The organism is Ohtaekwangia koreensis, from assembly GCF_900167975.1.
Lineage (GTDB): Bacteria > Bacteroidota > Bacteroidia > Cytophagales > Cyclobacteriaceae > Ohtaekwangia > Ohtaekwangia koreensis.
Genome location: NZ_FUZU01000003.1, coordinates 257496 through 272739 on the forward strand (window position 1 = coordinate 257496; position 15244 = coordinate 272739).

16 protein-coding genes are annotated in these 15244 nt (G+C 42.3%); 9 read left to right on the plus strand and 7 right to left on the minus strand.

The genetic code is table 11. The features are described 5' to 3' along the window. Positions 1–64 precede the first annotated feature (64 nt). The 3 genes from B5Y40_RS20290 to B5Y40_RS20300 form a co-directional block, all read right to left on the minus strand. Positions 65–682, minus strand: coding sequence for an OmpH/Skp family outer membrane protein (locus B5Y40_RS20290; RefSeq protein ID WP_079688675.1), 618 nt, complete (start codon positions 680–682; stop codon positions 65–67). A 108-nt stretch (positions 683–790) separates the two neighbouring features. Then, positions 791–1354 (minus strand): hypothetical protein, encoded by a 564-nt coding sequence (locus B5Y40_RS20295; protein WP_079688676.1) that lies wholly within the window; start codon positions 1352–1354, stop codon positions 791–793. Between the two features lie 111 nt (positions 1355–1465). Continuing rightward, the gene (locus B5Y40_RS20300; protein ID WP_079688677.1) at positions 1466–1975 is read right to left on the minus strand and encodes a gamma carbonic anhydrase family protein; all 510 of its coding nucleotides are present in this window, start codon (positions 1973–1975) and stop codon (positions 1466–1468) included. A 118-nt stretch (positions 1976–2093) separates the two neighbouring features. Here B5Y40_RS20300 and miaB point away from each other — a divergent pair, with 118 nt between their 5' ends. The 5 genes from miaB (at position 2094) to secG (ending at position 6861) form a co-directional block, all read left to right on the plus strand. Further along, positions 2094–3554 (plus strand): tRNA (N6-isopentenyl adenosine(37)-C2)-methylthiotransferase MiaB, encoded by a 1461-nt coding sequence (miaB, locus tag B5Y40_RS20305; protein ID WP_079688678.1) that lies wholly within the window; start codon positions 2094–2096, stop codon positions 3552–3554. 85 nt (positions 3555–3639) lie between these two features. After that, a complete protein-coding gene (locus B5Y40_RS20310; RefSeq protein ID WP_079688679.1) occupies positions 3640–4902 on the plus strand; it encodes a sigma-54 interaction domain-containing protein in 1263 nt (420 codons plus the stop codon). Beyond that, complete coding sequence (gene lptE / locus B5Y40_RS20315; RefSeq protein ID WP_245840679.1) at positions 4892–5461, plus strand: LPS assembly lipoprotein LptE; 570 nt, start codon at positions 4892–4894, stop codon at positions 5459–5461. Before B5Y40_RS20310 ends, lptE begins: the two co-directional genes overlap by 11 nt. 24 nt (positions 5462–5485) lie before the next feature. Further along, positions 5486–6517, plus strand: coding sequence for a hypothetical protein (locus B5Y40_RS20320; protein ID WP_079688680.1), 1032 nt, complete (start codon positions 5486–5488; stop codon positions 6515–6517). A gap of 2 nt (positions 6518–6519) precedes the next feature. Continuing rightward, positions 6520–6861, plus strand: coding sequence for a preprotein translocase subunit SecG (gene secG / locus B5Y40_RS20325; RefSeq protein ID WP_079688681.1), 342 nt, complete (start codon positions 6520–6522; stop codon positions 6859–6861). 54 nt (positions 6862–6915) lie between these two features. On the opposite strand, the gene miaE is transcribed toward secG, so the two are convergent. From miaE to lpxK, 3 genes are all read right to left on the minus strand, one after another. After that, positions 6916–7518 carry a MiaE family protein gene (gene miaE / locus B5Y40_RS20330; RefSeq protein WP_079688682.1) on the minus strand — a complete coding sequence of 201 codons (603 nt, stop codon included), beginning with the start codon at positions 7516–7518 and terminating at the stop codon, positions 6916–6918. A gap of 89 nt (positions 7519–7607) precedes the next feature. Next, positions 7608–9572: a putative porin gene (locus B5Y40_RS20335; protein WP_079688683.1), complete on the minus strand. Its 1965-nt coding sequence runs from the start codon at positions 9570–9572 to the stop codon at positions 7608–7610. Further along, positions 9544–10599 (minus strand): tetraacyldisaccharide 4'-kinase, encoded by a 1056-nt coding sequence (lpxK, locus tag B5Y40_RS20340; RefSeq protein WP_079688684.1) that lies wholly within the window; start codon positions 10597–10599, stop codon positions 9544–9546. Before lpxK ends, B5Y40_RS20335 begins: the two co-directional genes overlap by 29 nt. A gap of 82 nt (positions 10600–10681) precedes the next feature. Here lpxK and B5Y40_RS20345 point away from each other — a divergent pair, with 82 nt between their 5' ends. From B5Y40_RS20345 to B5Y40_RS20355, 3 genes are read left to right on the plus strand one after another with little or no spacing between them, the layout of a single operon-like run. After that, positions 10682–11782, plus strand: coding sequence for a Nif3-like dinuclear metal center hexameric protein (locus B5Y40_RS20345; RefSeq protein ID WP_079688685.1), 1101 nt, complete (start codon positions 10682–10684; stop codon positions 11780–11782). Between the two features lie 3 nt (positions 11783–11785). Beyond that, positions 11786–12592 carry a zinc ribbon domain-containing protein gene (locus tag B5Y40_RS20350; RefSeq protein ID WP_079688686.1) on the plus strand — a complete coding sequence of 269 codons (807 nt, stop codon included), beginning with the start codon at positions 11786–11788 and terminating at the stop codon, positions 12590–12592. Next, the gene (locus tag B5Y40_RS20355; protein WP_079688687.1) at positions 12585–14072 is read left to right on the plus strand and encodes a tetratricopeptide repeat protein; all 1488 of its coding nucleotides are present in this window, start codon (positions 12585–12587) and stop codon (positions 14070–14072) included. The genes B5Y40_RS20350 and B5Y40_RS20355 overlap by 8 nt, the downstream gene beginning before the upstream one ends. On the opposite strand, the gene B5Y40_RS20360 is transcribed toward B5Y40_RS20355, so the two are convergent. Continuing rightward, positions 14051–14674: a histidine phosphatase family protein gene (locus B5Y40_RS20360; protein WP_079688688.1), complete on the minus strand. Its 624-nt coding sequence runs from the start codon at positions 14672–14674 to the stop codon at positions 14051–14053. The genes B5Y40_RS20355 and B5Y40_RS20360 overlap by 22 nt on opposite strands. Before the next feature lie 143 nt (positions 14675–14817). On the opposite strand from B5Y40_RS20360, the gene B5Y40_RS20365 reads away from it, so the two are divergent. Further along, a complete protein-coding gene (locus tag B5Y40_RS20365) occupies positions 14818–15243 on the plus strand; it encodes a hotdog fold thioesterase (RefSeq protein WP_079688689.1) in 426 nt (141 codons plus the stop codon). Position 15244 lies beyond the last annotated feature (1 nt).

Genomic DNA, 15244 nt, shown 5'->3' on the forward strand with positions numbered 1-15244 from the left:
AGATAAAAAAATCCGGCCCCGATACATGATCAGAGCCGGATTTCTGTAATGGTTTCTCTGGAAATTATTTTTTAACTGCAGTCGTGTCTGTTTTCACGCCTGTAGCTTCTTGAGTATACTCCGTATTCAATCCAGCGATTACATCTTTTGTTATATCAAGTGCTTCGCCTGCGAAGAGAACATCACTGGTAGGATCGTACTTCAATACAACTTGTAAACCTTTTTCGGTTCCGTATTTTTTAAGATACGCAGTAACACGCTGGTATAGTTCGCGGTTCAATTTTGCTTCCTCTTCCATCAACTGCTGACCGAGGTTCTGTTGATAGAGTTGAAGGTTCTGTTGTTTTTTTCTAAGGTCTTCTTCAGTAGCCTGCGCCTGGCCAAGCGTCATGCTGTTTACATTACGCTGATAAGCAGTGATCTCGTTTTGAAGCCCCATAGCTCTGTTACGATACTCCTGTTCAATCTTTTTTGATTTGTCTTCGAGTTGAACTTTTTGATTTTTCAGGTAGTCGTAGTATTTCAACACTGTATCAGAATTGATATAGGCTACTTTAAGATCACCTGGTTCAACAGCAGCTTCCGAAGATGTTGCCGGTTTAGTAGATGAGAAATGTAAATAAAACAATACACCAACTGCTACCAGCAGCACGATGTTTAAAATCAACGAAAGATTCTTCATTCTTTAAGGTTCAGAGTTCAGGGCGCAAATATGTACAGAAAATTTGGAGGCAGAATACGGGAACGCGAGATTTTACGTAAATCTTTTCATGTTCTGCCTGCTGGCAAATCAACCAGCTTCCTGATCCTCAGTCTGGAAGGAATAAAGTGTGGGGTCTAACTTCAGTGTATCTTCATTGAAGTCTTTAATGAATTTTTCGATGACCTTATCCGTGATATGCTCCACGTGCAGGCCTACATCGAGGCTTACACCAAATTCCGCATTGTCATCGAGGTCAACATGTTCCTTAACTTTTACAGTTTCATCTTCCTCAAGTTCCATGATGACTTCGGCCATGAAAAGGCCAATCTCCTCTTCGAGTGGATCGAGGTTTTCGAGGTTTCCGTTCTCGTCCTCCTCATAGGTAATCTTTTTGTATTCCGGAAAATGCTTGGCAGCGCGATGCTCTGCAATTTCGTAAAGCTCACTCTCGTGCTGGAGACGGAGTGTATAAATAACGGTGTCGTAAATTACATCTTTACCTTCAAACTTGCCGACAAAATAGAAGTGAGCATATTCATCTGAATTTTCATCCTCGTCATCAAACAAGTAATTTCTTCCCAAGGCAGCCATTCTTGCCTGGTAGTCTTCAATAACCTTCAAATCGAAACCTAAATTCTCTACTGATGCCATAACTCGACCAATCGTTCTTTAATTTAAAAATAAATGCCCGAAAATTCACAATTATAAAGTAAGAAAATGCTCCTCTCATCAATTTATTTTTGACGGACGAACATTGACACTTTACTTAAACCATTCCGCATACATCGGATAGTTACGGGCAGTCCGTTGAATGACTGCTTTCATCTCTTCACCAATCTCTTTAATGCGTTTTGCCGGCATACCAGCATAAATGCTGCCCGGTTCAACAATAGTACCAGCAAGTACCACGGCTCCTGCGGCTATCACCGAATTCTCTCCGACAATAGCATCATCCATAACAATCGCCCCCATACCGATCAAAACGTTGTCTTTAATAGTACATCCATGTACGATGGCGTTGTGAGCGATCGATACGTTATCTCCTATTGTCGTTTTCGCTTTTTGATAGGTGCAGTGTATCACGGCACCATCCTGTATGTTGGTATTGTTGCCAATGGTAATAGAGTGAACATCTCCGCGCACTACGGCATTAAACCACACCGTGCAGTTATCGCCCATCACAACCTCTCCTACCACCGTTGCATTATCTGCCAGAAAACAATTGTTCCCAAACTTCGGCTCATGTCCGCGTACTGCCTTTATCAAAGCCATAAATTAAGTATTAAGCTGGGACGAAATCTACAATCGTAAATTGAAAATCGTAAATCCACTGACAAGATGTCACCATAAAACACTAAAAGTATTACTTTTGCGACTTAATCTGAGTACGATGGAGAAACTGATAGGAGATCTGGATGTATTGAGTCCTCAAGATACAGAAGCAACCGAGGCAATACATCTTTTAAAAGACGAAAACAGAGGTAACAAGCGCAAGCTATATATAGAGAGTTATGGATGTCAGATGAATTATGCTGACAGTGAGATCGTAGCATCGATTCTACAAAAAGAGGGATTTGATACCACCTCTGATATAGCCGCTGCCGATGTTGTTTTTTTGAACACATGCTCGATCCGTGAAAAAGCGGAGCAGACCGTACGCTATCGCCTTACCCATATTAATGGCCTGAAGAAACATAAACCGGAGTTATTAGTGGGCGTGCTAGGCTGTATGGCAGAGCGTTTAAAAGCGAAATTCCTGGAGGAAGAAAAGATAGTAGACCTCGTTGCCGGGCCAGATGCATACCGCGACCTTCCGTCATTGATCAGCCAGGTAGACGAAGGTCAGAAGGCAGTGAACACATTCTTGTCGCGCGAAGAAACGTATGCTGATATAAGTCCGGTACGGCTAAATTCAAATGGTGTTACAGCGTTCATCTCAATCATGAGAGGCTGCGATAACATGTGCTCGTTTTGTGTTGTACCATTTACACGCGGACGTGAGCGTAGCCGTGATCCACATTCTATAGTAGCTGAGGCGCAAGACTTGTTTGCAAAAGGTTTCCGTGAAGTAACACTACTTGGTCAGAATGTAGATTCATACAAATGGAGTCCGGAAGAAAACAGCAAAGCATGGATTGAAAAGAACGGCATAAACAACGTTGTAAACTTTGCTAACCTGCTTGAGCTGGTCGCCAAAGTACATCCCGATCTCAGGGTACGATTTTCTACTTCTCATCCGAAGGATATAACGGATGAAGTATTATATACCATGGCCAAGTACGAGAACATCTGCAAAAACATTCACTTGCCTATGCAAAGCGGGAGTTCTCGTATTCTTGATTTGATGAATCGTGGATATACACGCGAATGGTATCTGGAAAAAGCGATGAGTATCCGCAGAATTCTCGGTGATGATTGTGGTATATCTTCTGATATGATTACCGGCTTTTGCACCGAGACGGAAGAAGATCAACAGGATACTTTGAGTCTCATGAATATTGTGAAGTATGACTTCGCCTATATGTTCTATTATTCTGAACGTCCGGGAACATTGGCTACCAAGAAGTATACCGATGATATCCCGCTGGATGTAAAAAAGAAAAGACTGGAGGAAGTTGTAATCAGACAACGCGAGCACTCTCTAATACGAAATCTGCTTGACGTTGGTAAAGTACACAAGGTATTGATTGAAGGATTTTCCAAAAGATCAGACAATGATCTGCAGGGACGCACTTCTGCTAACAAAGTGGTTGTCTTTCCGAAAGGCACACATAAAAAAGGTGAGTATGTTCATGTATTGGTCGAAGAATGTACTGGGGGAACACTGATAGGAAAAGTCGTGAACAGCTAATTATCCGTAGCAGTTCAACAACTAGTCCTGGTGTTTCTTCTCACTGTTAAAAAGAAGACCACAACGTTTTAACGGATAATGATCCATGGCAATTTCAGATTTAGAAATACAAAATGTAAAACAACGCTTTGGTATAATCGGTAACTCTCCGTTGCTGAACAATGCTGTAAGTGTAGCAATACAAGTATCACCGACCGATATGTCGGTATTGATTACAGGTGAAAGTGGAAGTGGTAAAGAATCCTTTTCCAAAATTATACATCACCTCAGCCCCCGCAAGCATGGGCAGTTCATTGCCATCAACTGCGGATCTATACCGGAAGGAACCATTGACTCCGAATTATTCGGTCACGAAAAAGGATCTTTCACGGGAGCACACGAAGCTCGTAAAGGATACTTTGAGGTAACGAATGGAGGCACAATCTTCCTGGATGAAATTGGCGAGATGCCCCTTGGTACACAAGCACGATTACTCCGCGTACTTGAAAATGGTGAGTTCATTAAAGTAGGATCTTCCAAAGTTCAAAAAACAGATGTGCGTGTAGTGGCGGCTACCAACGTAAACCTGATGCGCAACGTTGAAGAAGGAAAGTTCAGAGAAGATCTATACTATCGCCTTAGCACGGTGCCGATTTACGTTCCGCCTTTGCGTGAAAGAGGAAGAGATATAGAACTTCTATTCAGAAAATTCGCAACAGACTTTGCTGAGAAATATAGGGTGAAGCCTATTTCTCTAACAGATGATGCAAAAGAAATTCTGATAAAATATCGGTTTCCTGGAAACATCCGCCAGCTTAAAAATCTGGTGGAGCAGATCTCAGTTTTGTCAACGGATAACAAAGAGATCAATGCCGAGACATTTCAACGCTATCTTCCAAAGGAAAATAGTCTTCCTGCTATATATAAGAATTCGCTATCGGAGAAAGATGGAGTATCTGAGCGCGACATCTTATACAAGGTGTTGTTCGACATGAAGAAAGATTTTAACGATTTGAAAAAACTGGTGCTGGATACATTTACAAATCCATCGAAGGCTGCACAGATCGTAAAGGAACATCCCGGTCTCTTTGAAGGTATTCATCAGGAAGGAAACAACGGCTCTTCTTCAGAAGCAGTGGTGCTGAATTTGCCACCTGCCAACATGGAAGACAACGAGCATGTAGAAGATGTTCATGACATTACACATGAAACGGAAGACGATTCTCTTTCGATCGAGAAAAAAGAAAAAGAGTTGATCGTGAGAGCGCTCCGAAAAAATAATAACAAACGTAAATATGCGGCACGCGATTTGGGCATTTCTGAAAGGACTTTGTATAGAAAAATAAAACAGTACGATCTTGAAGAATAAACGTATGGGCATGCGCATGCCTCTCTCCTACATTCACCCGGCATCCTTACTACTTTCGATTATATGTTTGACTGGCACGTTACTGCTCGAGTCATGTGGTGTATATTCCTTTACAGGAACCAGCACGCAGGCCAAGACTATATCTATAAACGAGTTCTATAATAATGCAGATCTTGGGGCTGCTAATATGAGCCAGACATTTACCAATGATCTGAAAACATATCTCATTCAAAACTCTGACCTGACCGTAATTCAGGAAGAAGGTGAATTACAGATGGATGGCGAGATCACTGATTTCAGGCTCACTCCTATCTCACCGGTGTCTACAGGGAATGAAACGCAGATTAACAATGCCTCATCCACGCGCCTGACGATCACGGTAAAAGTAACGTATGTCAACACACTTGATGAAACGATGAGTTTTAAAGATAAATCATTCTCTTTCTATAAGGATTTCACCAACGACCAGAACTTCGCTGACATAGAAGAACGACTGACTAAAGAGATTTTCGACAGGATTATCAATGACATCTTCAATGCTTCCGTTGCCAATTGGTAAAATTTAGTATTTTTACCTTTAGGCATGACATCTGTGGAAAAAGATCTATTCATAAAAGTTTTAAATCGTTACTCTGATAGCTCCGTTGAAGAGGCTAAGGAAGTGCTTTCCCTGAAGGAGAGTTTCCCCTATAGCCAATTGCTCCACGCACTGTCGGCTCGCTTGGCTAAAGACCATGGTTTTAGTTCGCATCAATCTGAACTTCAGATCGCTGCAGTATATGCTGCCGATCGCGGAGTACTGAAAGAAGTGATGACAGAAGAAACCATACAGCTTCAGTATCCCGAGAAAACATCGATTGTCTCTGACGATCATACTGTTGTGGTTTCTCCATCTTTTACGGTTGCATCACGCACCACAGGAGAATCAAATCTCGCGGAAGAAGTAATGCACGACCTGGAGAGACTTCATCAACTCAGACATAATTTTGAAATGTTGTTTGATGACCATCAACCTACTGCTCAGAGTAATGTCGTTGAAGCTGTTGAAAAAGAAGAAGAGCCTGAAGTAGAAGAGGTTCAAAAAGACACTGCGAAATCGAAAAAGGAACGCATCAAGGAACTCGCGAAAGCTACGCTGGCGAAGTCTGAACCTGAGGAGACTAAATCGAAAAAGGAACGCATTATAGAATTGGCAAAGGCCTCACAGGAAAAGGGAGATGATACTCCTGAAACTGAGCCCGAACCAAAAACCAAGGGTAGAAAAAAAAAGAGCGAAAACTCCGGTGAAGAGTTAATTGAAGAAATTGCCAACAAGGAAGAGCTTAGCCCTGAGGGAGATAAGCAAAAAGAGCAACTTGAGATCATTGAGCAGTTCATTAAGATTCAACCCTCGATCACTCAAACCAAAGAGAAACCTTTTACACCTCCTTCCGGAGATTTGTCTACAATAAAAACTGGCGAATTTGGTGACAACATAGTTTCTGAAACGCTGGTCGAAATTTTAGTAAAACAAGGAAAAAAAGACAAGGCTATAGAAGTTCTGAAAAAGCTTATTTGGAAGTTTCCACAAAAAAAGGCTTACTTTGCGGCTCAAATTGAAGATCTAAGAAAATAAATATGTACGCATTAGTTATCGGTTTAATCATCCTTTTCTCAGTACTGTTAGTATTGGTTGTTCTGGCGCAAAATTCTAAAGGTGGTGGCTTAACCAGCCAATTCGGTGGTTCTGCAGCCAGTAACATTATCGGTGTAAAGAAGACTGGTGATCTTTTGGAAAAACTCACCTGGAGCTTTATCATCGGTATTATGATACTTTGCCTGTCTACCAATTTTATCACAGCAGACAGAGGCGGTTCATCAAATTCAATTCTTGACAGAGCTGGTGAACAAGCTCCTGCTCAACAAGCACCAGCACTCGATCTGCCGGCTGACAACGCTCCTACTGATACAACGAAATAGGAATTATACTCTTGGAAATATATAACGGGCTGCCTCTGGTGGCCCGTTTTTATTTTAATGCATCCGGTCTCCCCGCACATCCAGGTTCTTTACGATCTCGGCCTCCTGTTCCAGCAACTCGTTCCAGCGGTTCATCACTACATCTTCCGGCATATACTCTTTGGCCAGTTGAAGAAATTTCTTGTAGTGACCAGCTTCTGAAATCATCAGCTCGTGATAAAACTCTGCAAGTTCAGGATCGGGTATATTCTTCCAGAGTATCTTGAATCGTTCACAACTCCGGGCTTCGATCAACGCATTCATTAACAACCGCTCCATAAGTTGTTGCTCGCGCGAACCTCCGCGTTGAATCACCTGGTTTAGTTTATCAACATACTCATCCTTTCGTTGCTTGCCCAGGCTCCATCCACGTTTTCGTAGTTCAGCAACAACCCGCTCAAAGTGACTCCATTCTTCCGCCACAATGGGCATCAGCTCTTCTACAAGCTTGTCCTTTTCAGGATACTGAACGATAATCGATATACCCGATGAAGCAGCCTTCTGTTCGCAGTAAGCGTGATCAACAAGAATCTCTTGGATATGTGTTTCAGCGATATCGATCCAGCGCGGATCTGTAGGTAGTTCGAGTCCGAGTGTGAATTTATCTTTTGCTTCCATGGATTACAGTTGAAAGATTAAATAGAAAAGCACTACGTCAACGCTTTAATTATTGTGCCCGGTATACTTCTGAATCCCTAAGCTACTGACTAATCGTAAAATGACCAATCGAAACCAAAGTCGATTACGTTACGCTGCCCGGGATAATGTGGTGTAGGTAAATATCCCTCTTTCGTGATGGCTTGCATCAGGTTATTATACTTTAAAAATATCCTTCCGCGTTTGATCCTGGCGTTCAGGAAAATATCAATCAGAGGAAACTGAAGAGATGTAAAAGTTTGCTGTACATAGAATTGCTGTGTAGGGACATCGTACCCCATGGCATGATAGGATGATTTCCAATGAACATCAACACCCATGTGTATATCAAAATTGCCATTGAAGAAAATGTTCTCGTATGAAAGCTGACCGTTTAAAAACAAGTCAGGCACCTGAATTGCATCTTCGGCATTTTGCAGTACACGAGTATATATAGCCTTTCCTTTCATGTGAATATGCCTGGCAAGAACCAATGACAAATTCACTTCGGGTGCGATGAAAACTTGTCCGGCGGATGTTTGTACCGGCAATACGGTTTGATCCAAACCAAAGTCTCCTTCTTTAAAAAATATATAGTTACCCAGACGCGTAAAGGTTAAACCAGGTGAGACTGAAAGCGTACTCGAATTGTAATGAATATACCCATTTACCTGCGTAACGTTAACATCGCTGAATCCCGTAGGATATGTGAAGGATGGATACCAAACATCATGGCTACCACGGTATGCCTGCTGAATGAACGAAGGAGCATACTGTGCTTGTTTGATTGTAGCTTCAAACCATCGGCTTTTTATACTTCCTTCAATACGATAGTTACCGGTTTGCATAACTTCTACCCAGCCGCTTACTTCTCCTATTGAATCGAGGCGTAGCGACATACGTCCACCAAGGTAACTTTCTGTGCCCTTCATCTTTATGCCAAGTGAATCCTCGGCAGCGTTGATATAGCTATAGGTCATGTTATAATTGCGAAGAGCATAGTAGCCATTATAGAACAACTTCAGAAGATTTCCTTTGATCCCGACTTCATTCCTTACGTATTTGAACTTCACACCATCATCCACATGCGTGCTGTCAAATTCTGTGTGATCGAAATAATCGTCAGGTTCTGAAGCTGGTGTATCACGAAATGCATTGCTCTGGCGGTAGCGATCAAACACATGGTATACCTGTAATGCTTTTCCGATTTCATACTGATGGAAGAGGTGCAAATTCATACGCAACTCTCTGCTGAGCGCTTCTGTAAGCGATGGCTGCGCATTGGTAAAAAAGTAATCGGCATATCGAAAGTCGGTGGTGTTACGTAATACACCTCCATACTCATCGGCCTGCATACTGTTTCTCCGGAAGTTGAAGAACAGCCGATACGTACTGTCTTTCGACTGATAGGCAGTATATATATCATAATAATTGGAGAGCACATTTCGATCTCCTTTACCAGCACGCTGAATCTGCTTATCAATAAACAACCCTCGGTAGTTAAAGCCTACATTCCAGAGTGGAGTAACGTTACGGCTATATGCGGCACGCGTTATTGATCTTCCCTTTCCTCCCAGCGTCACCCGCATGTTTGTATAGGGGGATCTCGTATTGTAATACTTTACATCCTCAGCATCCCAGATAGGATCATACTGATGAAAGCCAGCGCTCACACCAATGACATCCGGAACCTGGTAATAAATCGGATTCATCGCTGTGCCGATGTTGCCAAGATCCTGGTACATATTTTCCCGCTGCTGAATATAGGTATAGCGATGAAAATTCCGTGGTGTTGTGTCTATAAAGTGATAGGTCTGTCGATTCAGAAAAACATCCTTCTCAAAGTAATAGCGAGAAGTCTTGGGGCCGTAAACTTGTTTGGTGGTATCATCGATAATCCGCGATCCTCTTCGGGGCGCATCATCCTGCGCACGGGCAGTCAGACCGATTGCTAAAAGACCTATGAAAAGTATAACTTTTGTAAAACGCACGCGCAAAAATAGACTTTTAAATGATTTGAGATGTTTTCTGCTCATTCAGGACTGCATTTAAAATCATCGCATCAAAATCCTGTCCACTTTTTAAAAATTTCACTTCTATCGGAATATAAAATAACGGAAGCGTCTTTATTTCGCTTGCTAATTTCTTATCAGCCAGCTTCACCATATCTTTTTCAGTAGTGATAAAGCTTACGGAGGAATCCTCGTTCGCTATAGCCTTCAGGCGTTTAACATCATCGGGGGTATATTGATGATGGTCTGCAAAATCAAGGTGCCTGACGATGGTATAGGCCGATGCTATAAATTTTTTGAAAGGCTCTGCGTTGGCAATCCCGGTAATCAGTACAACACGGGCTTGGAGTTGACGTGCTGGATCACCAAAGGCGACCGTATCACCATAGTGGATGGTTGAGAAGAAAACAGGTTTGGAAGCATACGCTCTCACAGACTGTTCAATGTTCATGCGTTCATCATCCGATATTTCCGATGGACATTTTGTAATAACAATAGCATGAGCCCTCGCAGCGTTGCTCCGAGATTCACGCAGGCGACCTGCCGGTAAAAGATGATCGGTATAGAAGGGACGATTGTAATCGGATAACAATACATTAAAGGATGCCTTTACACGTCTGTGCTGATAAGCATCATCCAGCAAAATCACATCTGTATCTTCATGCTCTTGCAGAATATTAGGAATGGCAAAAGCGCGATCCTCTCCTACCGACACGATCACTTTATCTTTAAACTTCTTGTAAAACTGAATCGGTTCGTCACCTATTGTTGAGGCATCATCCTGATCAGATGCAATTCGAAATCCCTTGGTCTCTCTTCCATAGCCGCGGCTTAGCGTTGCAATTTTATACTCATCCCTCAACAGGCGGATCAGGTGCTCGATCATAGGCGTCTTTCCTGTGCCTCCTACAGTGAGGTTACCAACATTAATGACCGGTATATCAAATTCAGCCGATGGTTTGAGACCGCGATCATATAGCATGTTCCGCAGCCCCGTAATAACATTATACAGGACAGCAAAAGGAAACAACAGAATGCGAAGTAGTGCCATGAATATTCAAATCAAAAATAAGATGTTCACTTTATCAGGAGCCATTAACTTTGAAGCATAACTTCACCCCAACAATAAACACATGGCTGTAAAGATAAAAGATGTAACCGATTACCTCGAATCCATTGCTCCAAGAAGCTACCAGGAATCATACGATAATGCAGGACTTATTACGGGTGATCCAACGTGGGTGGTACAAGGTATATTGGTTACACTGGACTGTATCGAGTCCGTTGTGGATGAAGCTATAGCAAAGCGCTGCAACCTTATTGTAGCACACCACCCGATTGTGTTTCGCGGTTTGAAAAAGCTAAACGGCAACGGTTATGTAGAGCGCACAGTGATCAAAGCCATAAAAAATGATATTGCGATCTACGCCATTCATACCAACCTTGATAATGTACACACCGGTGTGAACCGGAAGATCTGTGAAAAGATAGGTTTGAAGAATCTGCGAATCTTATCTCCTAAAAAAGAAACGCTAACCAAACTGGTCACTTTTATTCCAACTGAAAATGCAGAAAATGTACTGGCAGCCCTTCATCACGCAGGTGCCGGTGAGATCGGTAACTATAAAAACTGCAGCTTTCGTTTGAATGGAACTGGTACTTTTATGCCAACCGACAAAGCTAATCCTCATATTGGAGAAGCTAACAAGCAGGAATATGTTGAGGAAGTTAGAGCCGAAGTGATTTTTCCTTCATATTTAGAAGCGAAAATTTTAAAAGCACTTCGACAATCGCATCCTTACGAAGAAGTTGCATATTATTTAACACCCTTATTGAATGAGAATCAAGAGGTTGGGTCAGGAATGATAGGTGAGCTTGAAACTCCGATTGAACCATTAGCCTTTCTTACAGGTTTAAAGTCTAGTATGGATTTACAAGTGATCCGTCACACAAAAATATCAGGAGGCCAAATTAAAAAAGTGGCCGTTTGCGGGGGCTCAGGCAGTTTTATGCTTCCTCACGCATTGCAATCCGGAGCCGACATTCTTGTTACGGCTGACTTTAAATACCATGAATTTTTCGATGCCGATAACCGCATAATAATTGCAGATATTGGTCATTATGAAAGCGAAGTATTCACCAAAGAACTTTTACAGGATGTTTTAATGAAAAAATTTTCTACTTTTGCGATCATTTTTTCAGAAACTGCCACGAATCCAATTAGCTACCTATAACGAATGGAAAATCAATCAATCGCCCAAAAGCTCGAAGCACTCGTAAAACTCCAGTCCATTGACACCGAATTAGACGAACTGAAAAAACTCCGAGGCGACTTGCCCGATGAAGTTCAGGATCTGGAAGATGAAATCGAAGGCTACAAGACACGTCTCACCCGCCACGAAGCAGAGCTGAAGGAGATCGAAGAAGGAAACAAGAAGTACAAAGAGAATATCAAGGAAGCTGAAAAGCTCATCAAGAAATACAGCGAACAACAGAAAAACGTTAGGAACAACCGGGAATTTGATGCCATCACAAAAGAAGTAGAACTTCAGGAACTCGAAATCCAGATCTGTGAGAAAAAAATAAAAGAAGGTAAAGATAGCATCACGCAGAAAAAAGATGAGATCGAAAAAACCACTACGCTGATCAAAGAACGTGGAGATCATCTTGACAACAAGAAAAAAGAATTGAACGATATCATGGCAGAGAGCCATGAAGAAGAAAAGAAACTTCTTACCGAACGCGAAAAAGCTACCAAGAAAATCGAAGAAAAACTTTTGAAGTACTACGAAAGACTCAGAGGAAGTTTGTCCAATGGCCTGGCCGTTGTACGAGTAGTACGCGGTGCTGCTGAAGGTTGTAACATCGTGATCCCTCCTCAAAAGATTGCTGAGATCCGTGAGAAAAAGAAAATTGTGATCGATGAACATTCCGGTCGTATCTTAGCAGACGTAGATATGGATTCCCTCGATGAAGGAGACAAACCTAAAGCCGCTAAAACTGCTGTTACCATTGTACCAAATCGCAGAAAGAAAGTTGAATAACATTGTATTTTGTTTACACAAAAAGGCAGGCCTTGCAGCTTGCCTTTTTTTATGTGCTGTTTTAACGACATCTGTTAAAGCGCAGGAATGGAAGTTTGATGCGACCACACAACGCGCGTACGACCTTGTTCTGAATCTTCAGACCGAAGAAGCACACGCATTAATACCAACACCCGAAACTCCGCAGGAGCACTATATAGTTGCCTTAGCGGAAGCCCTTGAGTTGATGATCACAGAGGATGTTGAAAAATTCTCTGACTATGAAGACCGGTTTGAAAAGAGACAAGAGCGCAAAAGTAAACTCTCCTCTCCGGAAGATCTTTTCCTTCAGGCGGAGATTGGATTACAATGGTCTTTCATTTATTTGAAGTATGGTCATGAGTTTGATGCGGCACTGAATCTGCGACAAGCCTATCAAACAACACAGGAGATAAAAAAACGATTTCCAACGTTTAACGCTATTAAAAAAACTTCAGGACTACTGGATATAATCATTGGCTCCGTGCCGGAAAAATATGATTGGGTTCTGGGCTTGCTCAACATGGAAGGCTCCACTGAACTCGGATTGAAAGAGCTCTCATCCATACAGGATACGGATCATGCACTGGCATTTGAGTCCAGTTTGCTCTATGCGTTAACACAGGGATTTGTATTGGAGCAAACCAGTTTGGCACTAACAGAGATCAAGAAAGATATAGCAGCAAATCCAACAAACAAGCTCGCACTTTTCCTCGGAGCATCGCTGGCTATAAAAAACTCACAGAGTGAAGAAGCCTTGCGCTTTATTAATAAACTAAGCGAACAATCGCAGGGACTTCCCCTATACTATGCCGATTACCTGAGAGGTGAAATATACCTTCACAAAGGCGAATATCTGAATGCGACCTCCGCATATCGTGCATTTATTGGCAACTATAAAGGCGTTAACTATATGAAGGACGCCAACTATAAAATTGGTCTTTGTTATTGGCTCAATGGAAACAGCAGTGATGCTAAAGTAATTTTTAAGCAGGCAAAAACGATTGGCAAAGAATCCGCGGAAGCGGATAAATATGCAGCCCGAAGCATGGCTGAAAATGAACTGCCACACATCAAGCTCACCAAAGCACGTTACTCTACAGATGGTGGCTACTATGATGAAGCTAAAAAAGTACTGGCGTCTATTACAACGCAGGAGCTACCCACAAAACGCGACCAAGTTGAATTTGCTTATAGAAAGGCACGTGTTGCGCATAAGACAAACGATTTATCAACGGCCAAGGAATTTTACCTGCAGACCATCAAGATCAATGGAGAAGAGCCCTGGTACTTTGCTCCCAACGCAAGCCTACAACTTGGATATATAGCACTGGCTGAGAAAAATACAACGCAGGCGCGAGACTACTTCAAGCGGGCACTCAGTTATAAAAAGCACGAGTATAAGAATAGTATTGACAGCAAAGCGAAATCTGCTTTAGCTCAGCTCAACGAAAGTAAATGAGTACGATCATTATAGCGCTCAACCGAAAACATAGTGCCTGTATAGTTCAATAAGTATAGGCATAGATTTTCGTGCTCAAACATATCCATACTCTTCAACGGATAATTGAGCAAGTGACACATCAAAATCCGGATGGCACGGCCGTGCATACAAATCAGAATCGTTTCCTCATCGGTATGGCTCATGATGTGATCCACCGCAGGCTTCATTCGTACAATCACATCTTCCGGGCTCTCCCCTCCTTCAATCTTCAGAGATATATTGCCCAACTGCCATTGCTTCAATACATAGTGATAATATTCGTCTTCCGATGGAGTAACTTTATGCCCCTCCTTTGTTCCCCAGCTGATCTCGTTCAATCCGGCAAGCTGTTCATGCGGCAGTCCTAATTCCAGAAAGCCTTTAACGGATTGATGGGTACGTTTCAATGCTGAAGTATATACTTTCTGAAACGGCACGTCCTTATACATTTCAAAGAAAGCCTGCGCTTGCTCTCTGCCGCGATCATTCAAATCGGTATCAACACCACTTCCCTGGACAATATTCTGCAGATTATATTCCGTCTGCCCGTGACGGATGAGGTAGATTTTTTTACTGGTCAATTTTGCATTATTTTGGGCGCAAGTATAGCTAATCGCAGGCAGTTATTCGTTATTCCGGGAAAGTAATCCGCTCCGCGGATGGAACATGATGAAGAGGCGTTGAATGGCAGCAGATTACTATTTATTATGAATGCAAAAGGAACATGGGAATTTTTAAGAATGTAACGGTTGAGGAATTGAATAAGTGGGGACCTAACACCATGGCCGAAAATATAGGGATTGAATTTACGGCCGTAGGCGAAGATTACCTCGAAGCAAAAATGCCGGTAGATCATCGAACTCATCAGCCAATGGGATTGTTACACGGTGGCGCTTCTGTGGCCCTTGCCGAAACGATGGGAAGTGTGGCTGCGATGTGCTGTGTAGATATAACAAAACAGTACTGTGTAGGGTTAGAGATAAATGCTAATCATATTAAAAGCGTACGTGATGGCTATGTGAAAGGCGTTACAAAACCGATACACATCGGAAAGAAAACACAGGTATGGGAAATACGGATTTCCAGTGAAGCGGGCGAACTTGTGTGCATCAGCAGAATTACAATGGCCGTCATAGACAAAAAGAATTAAG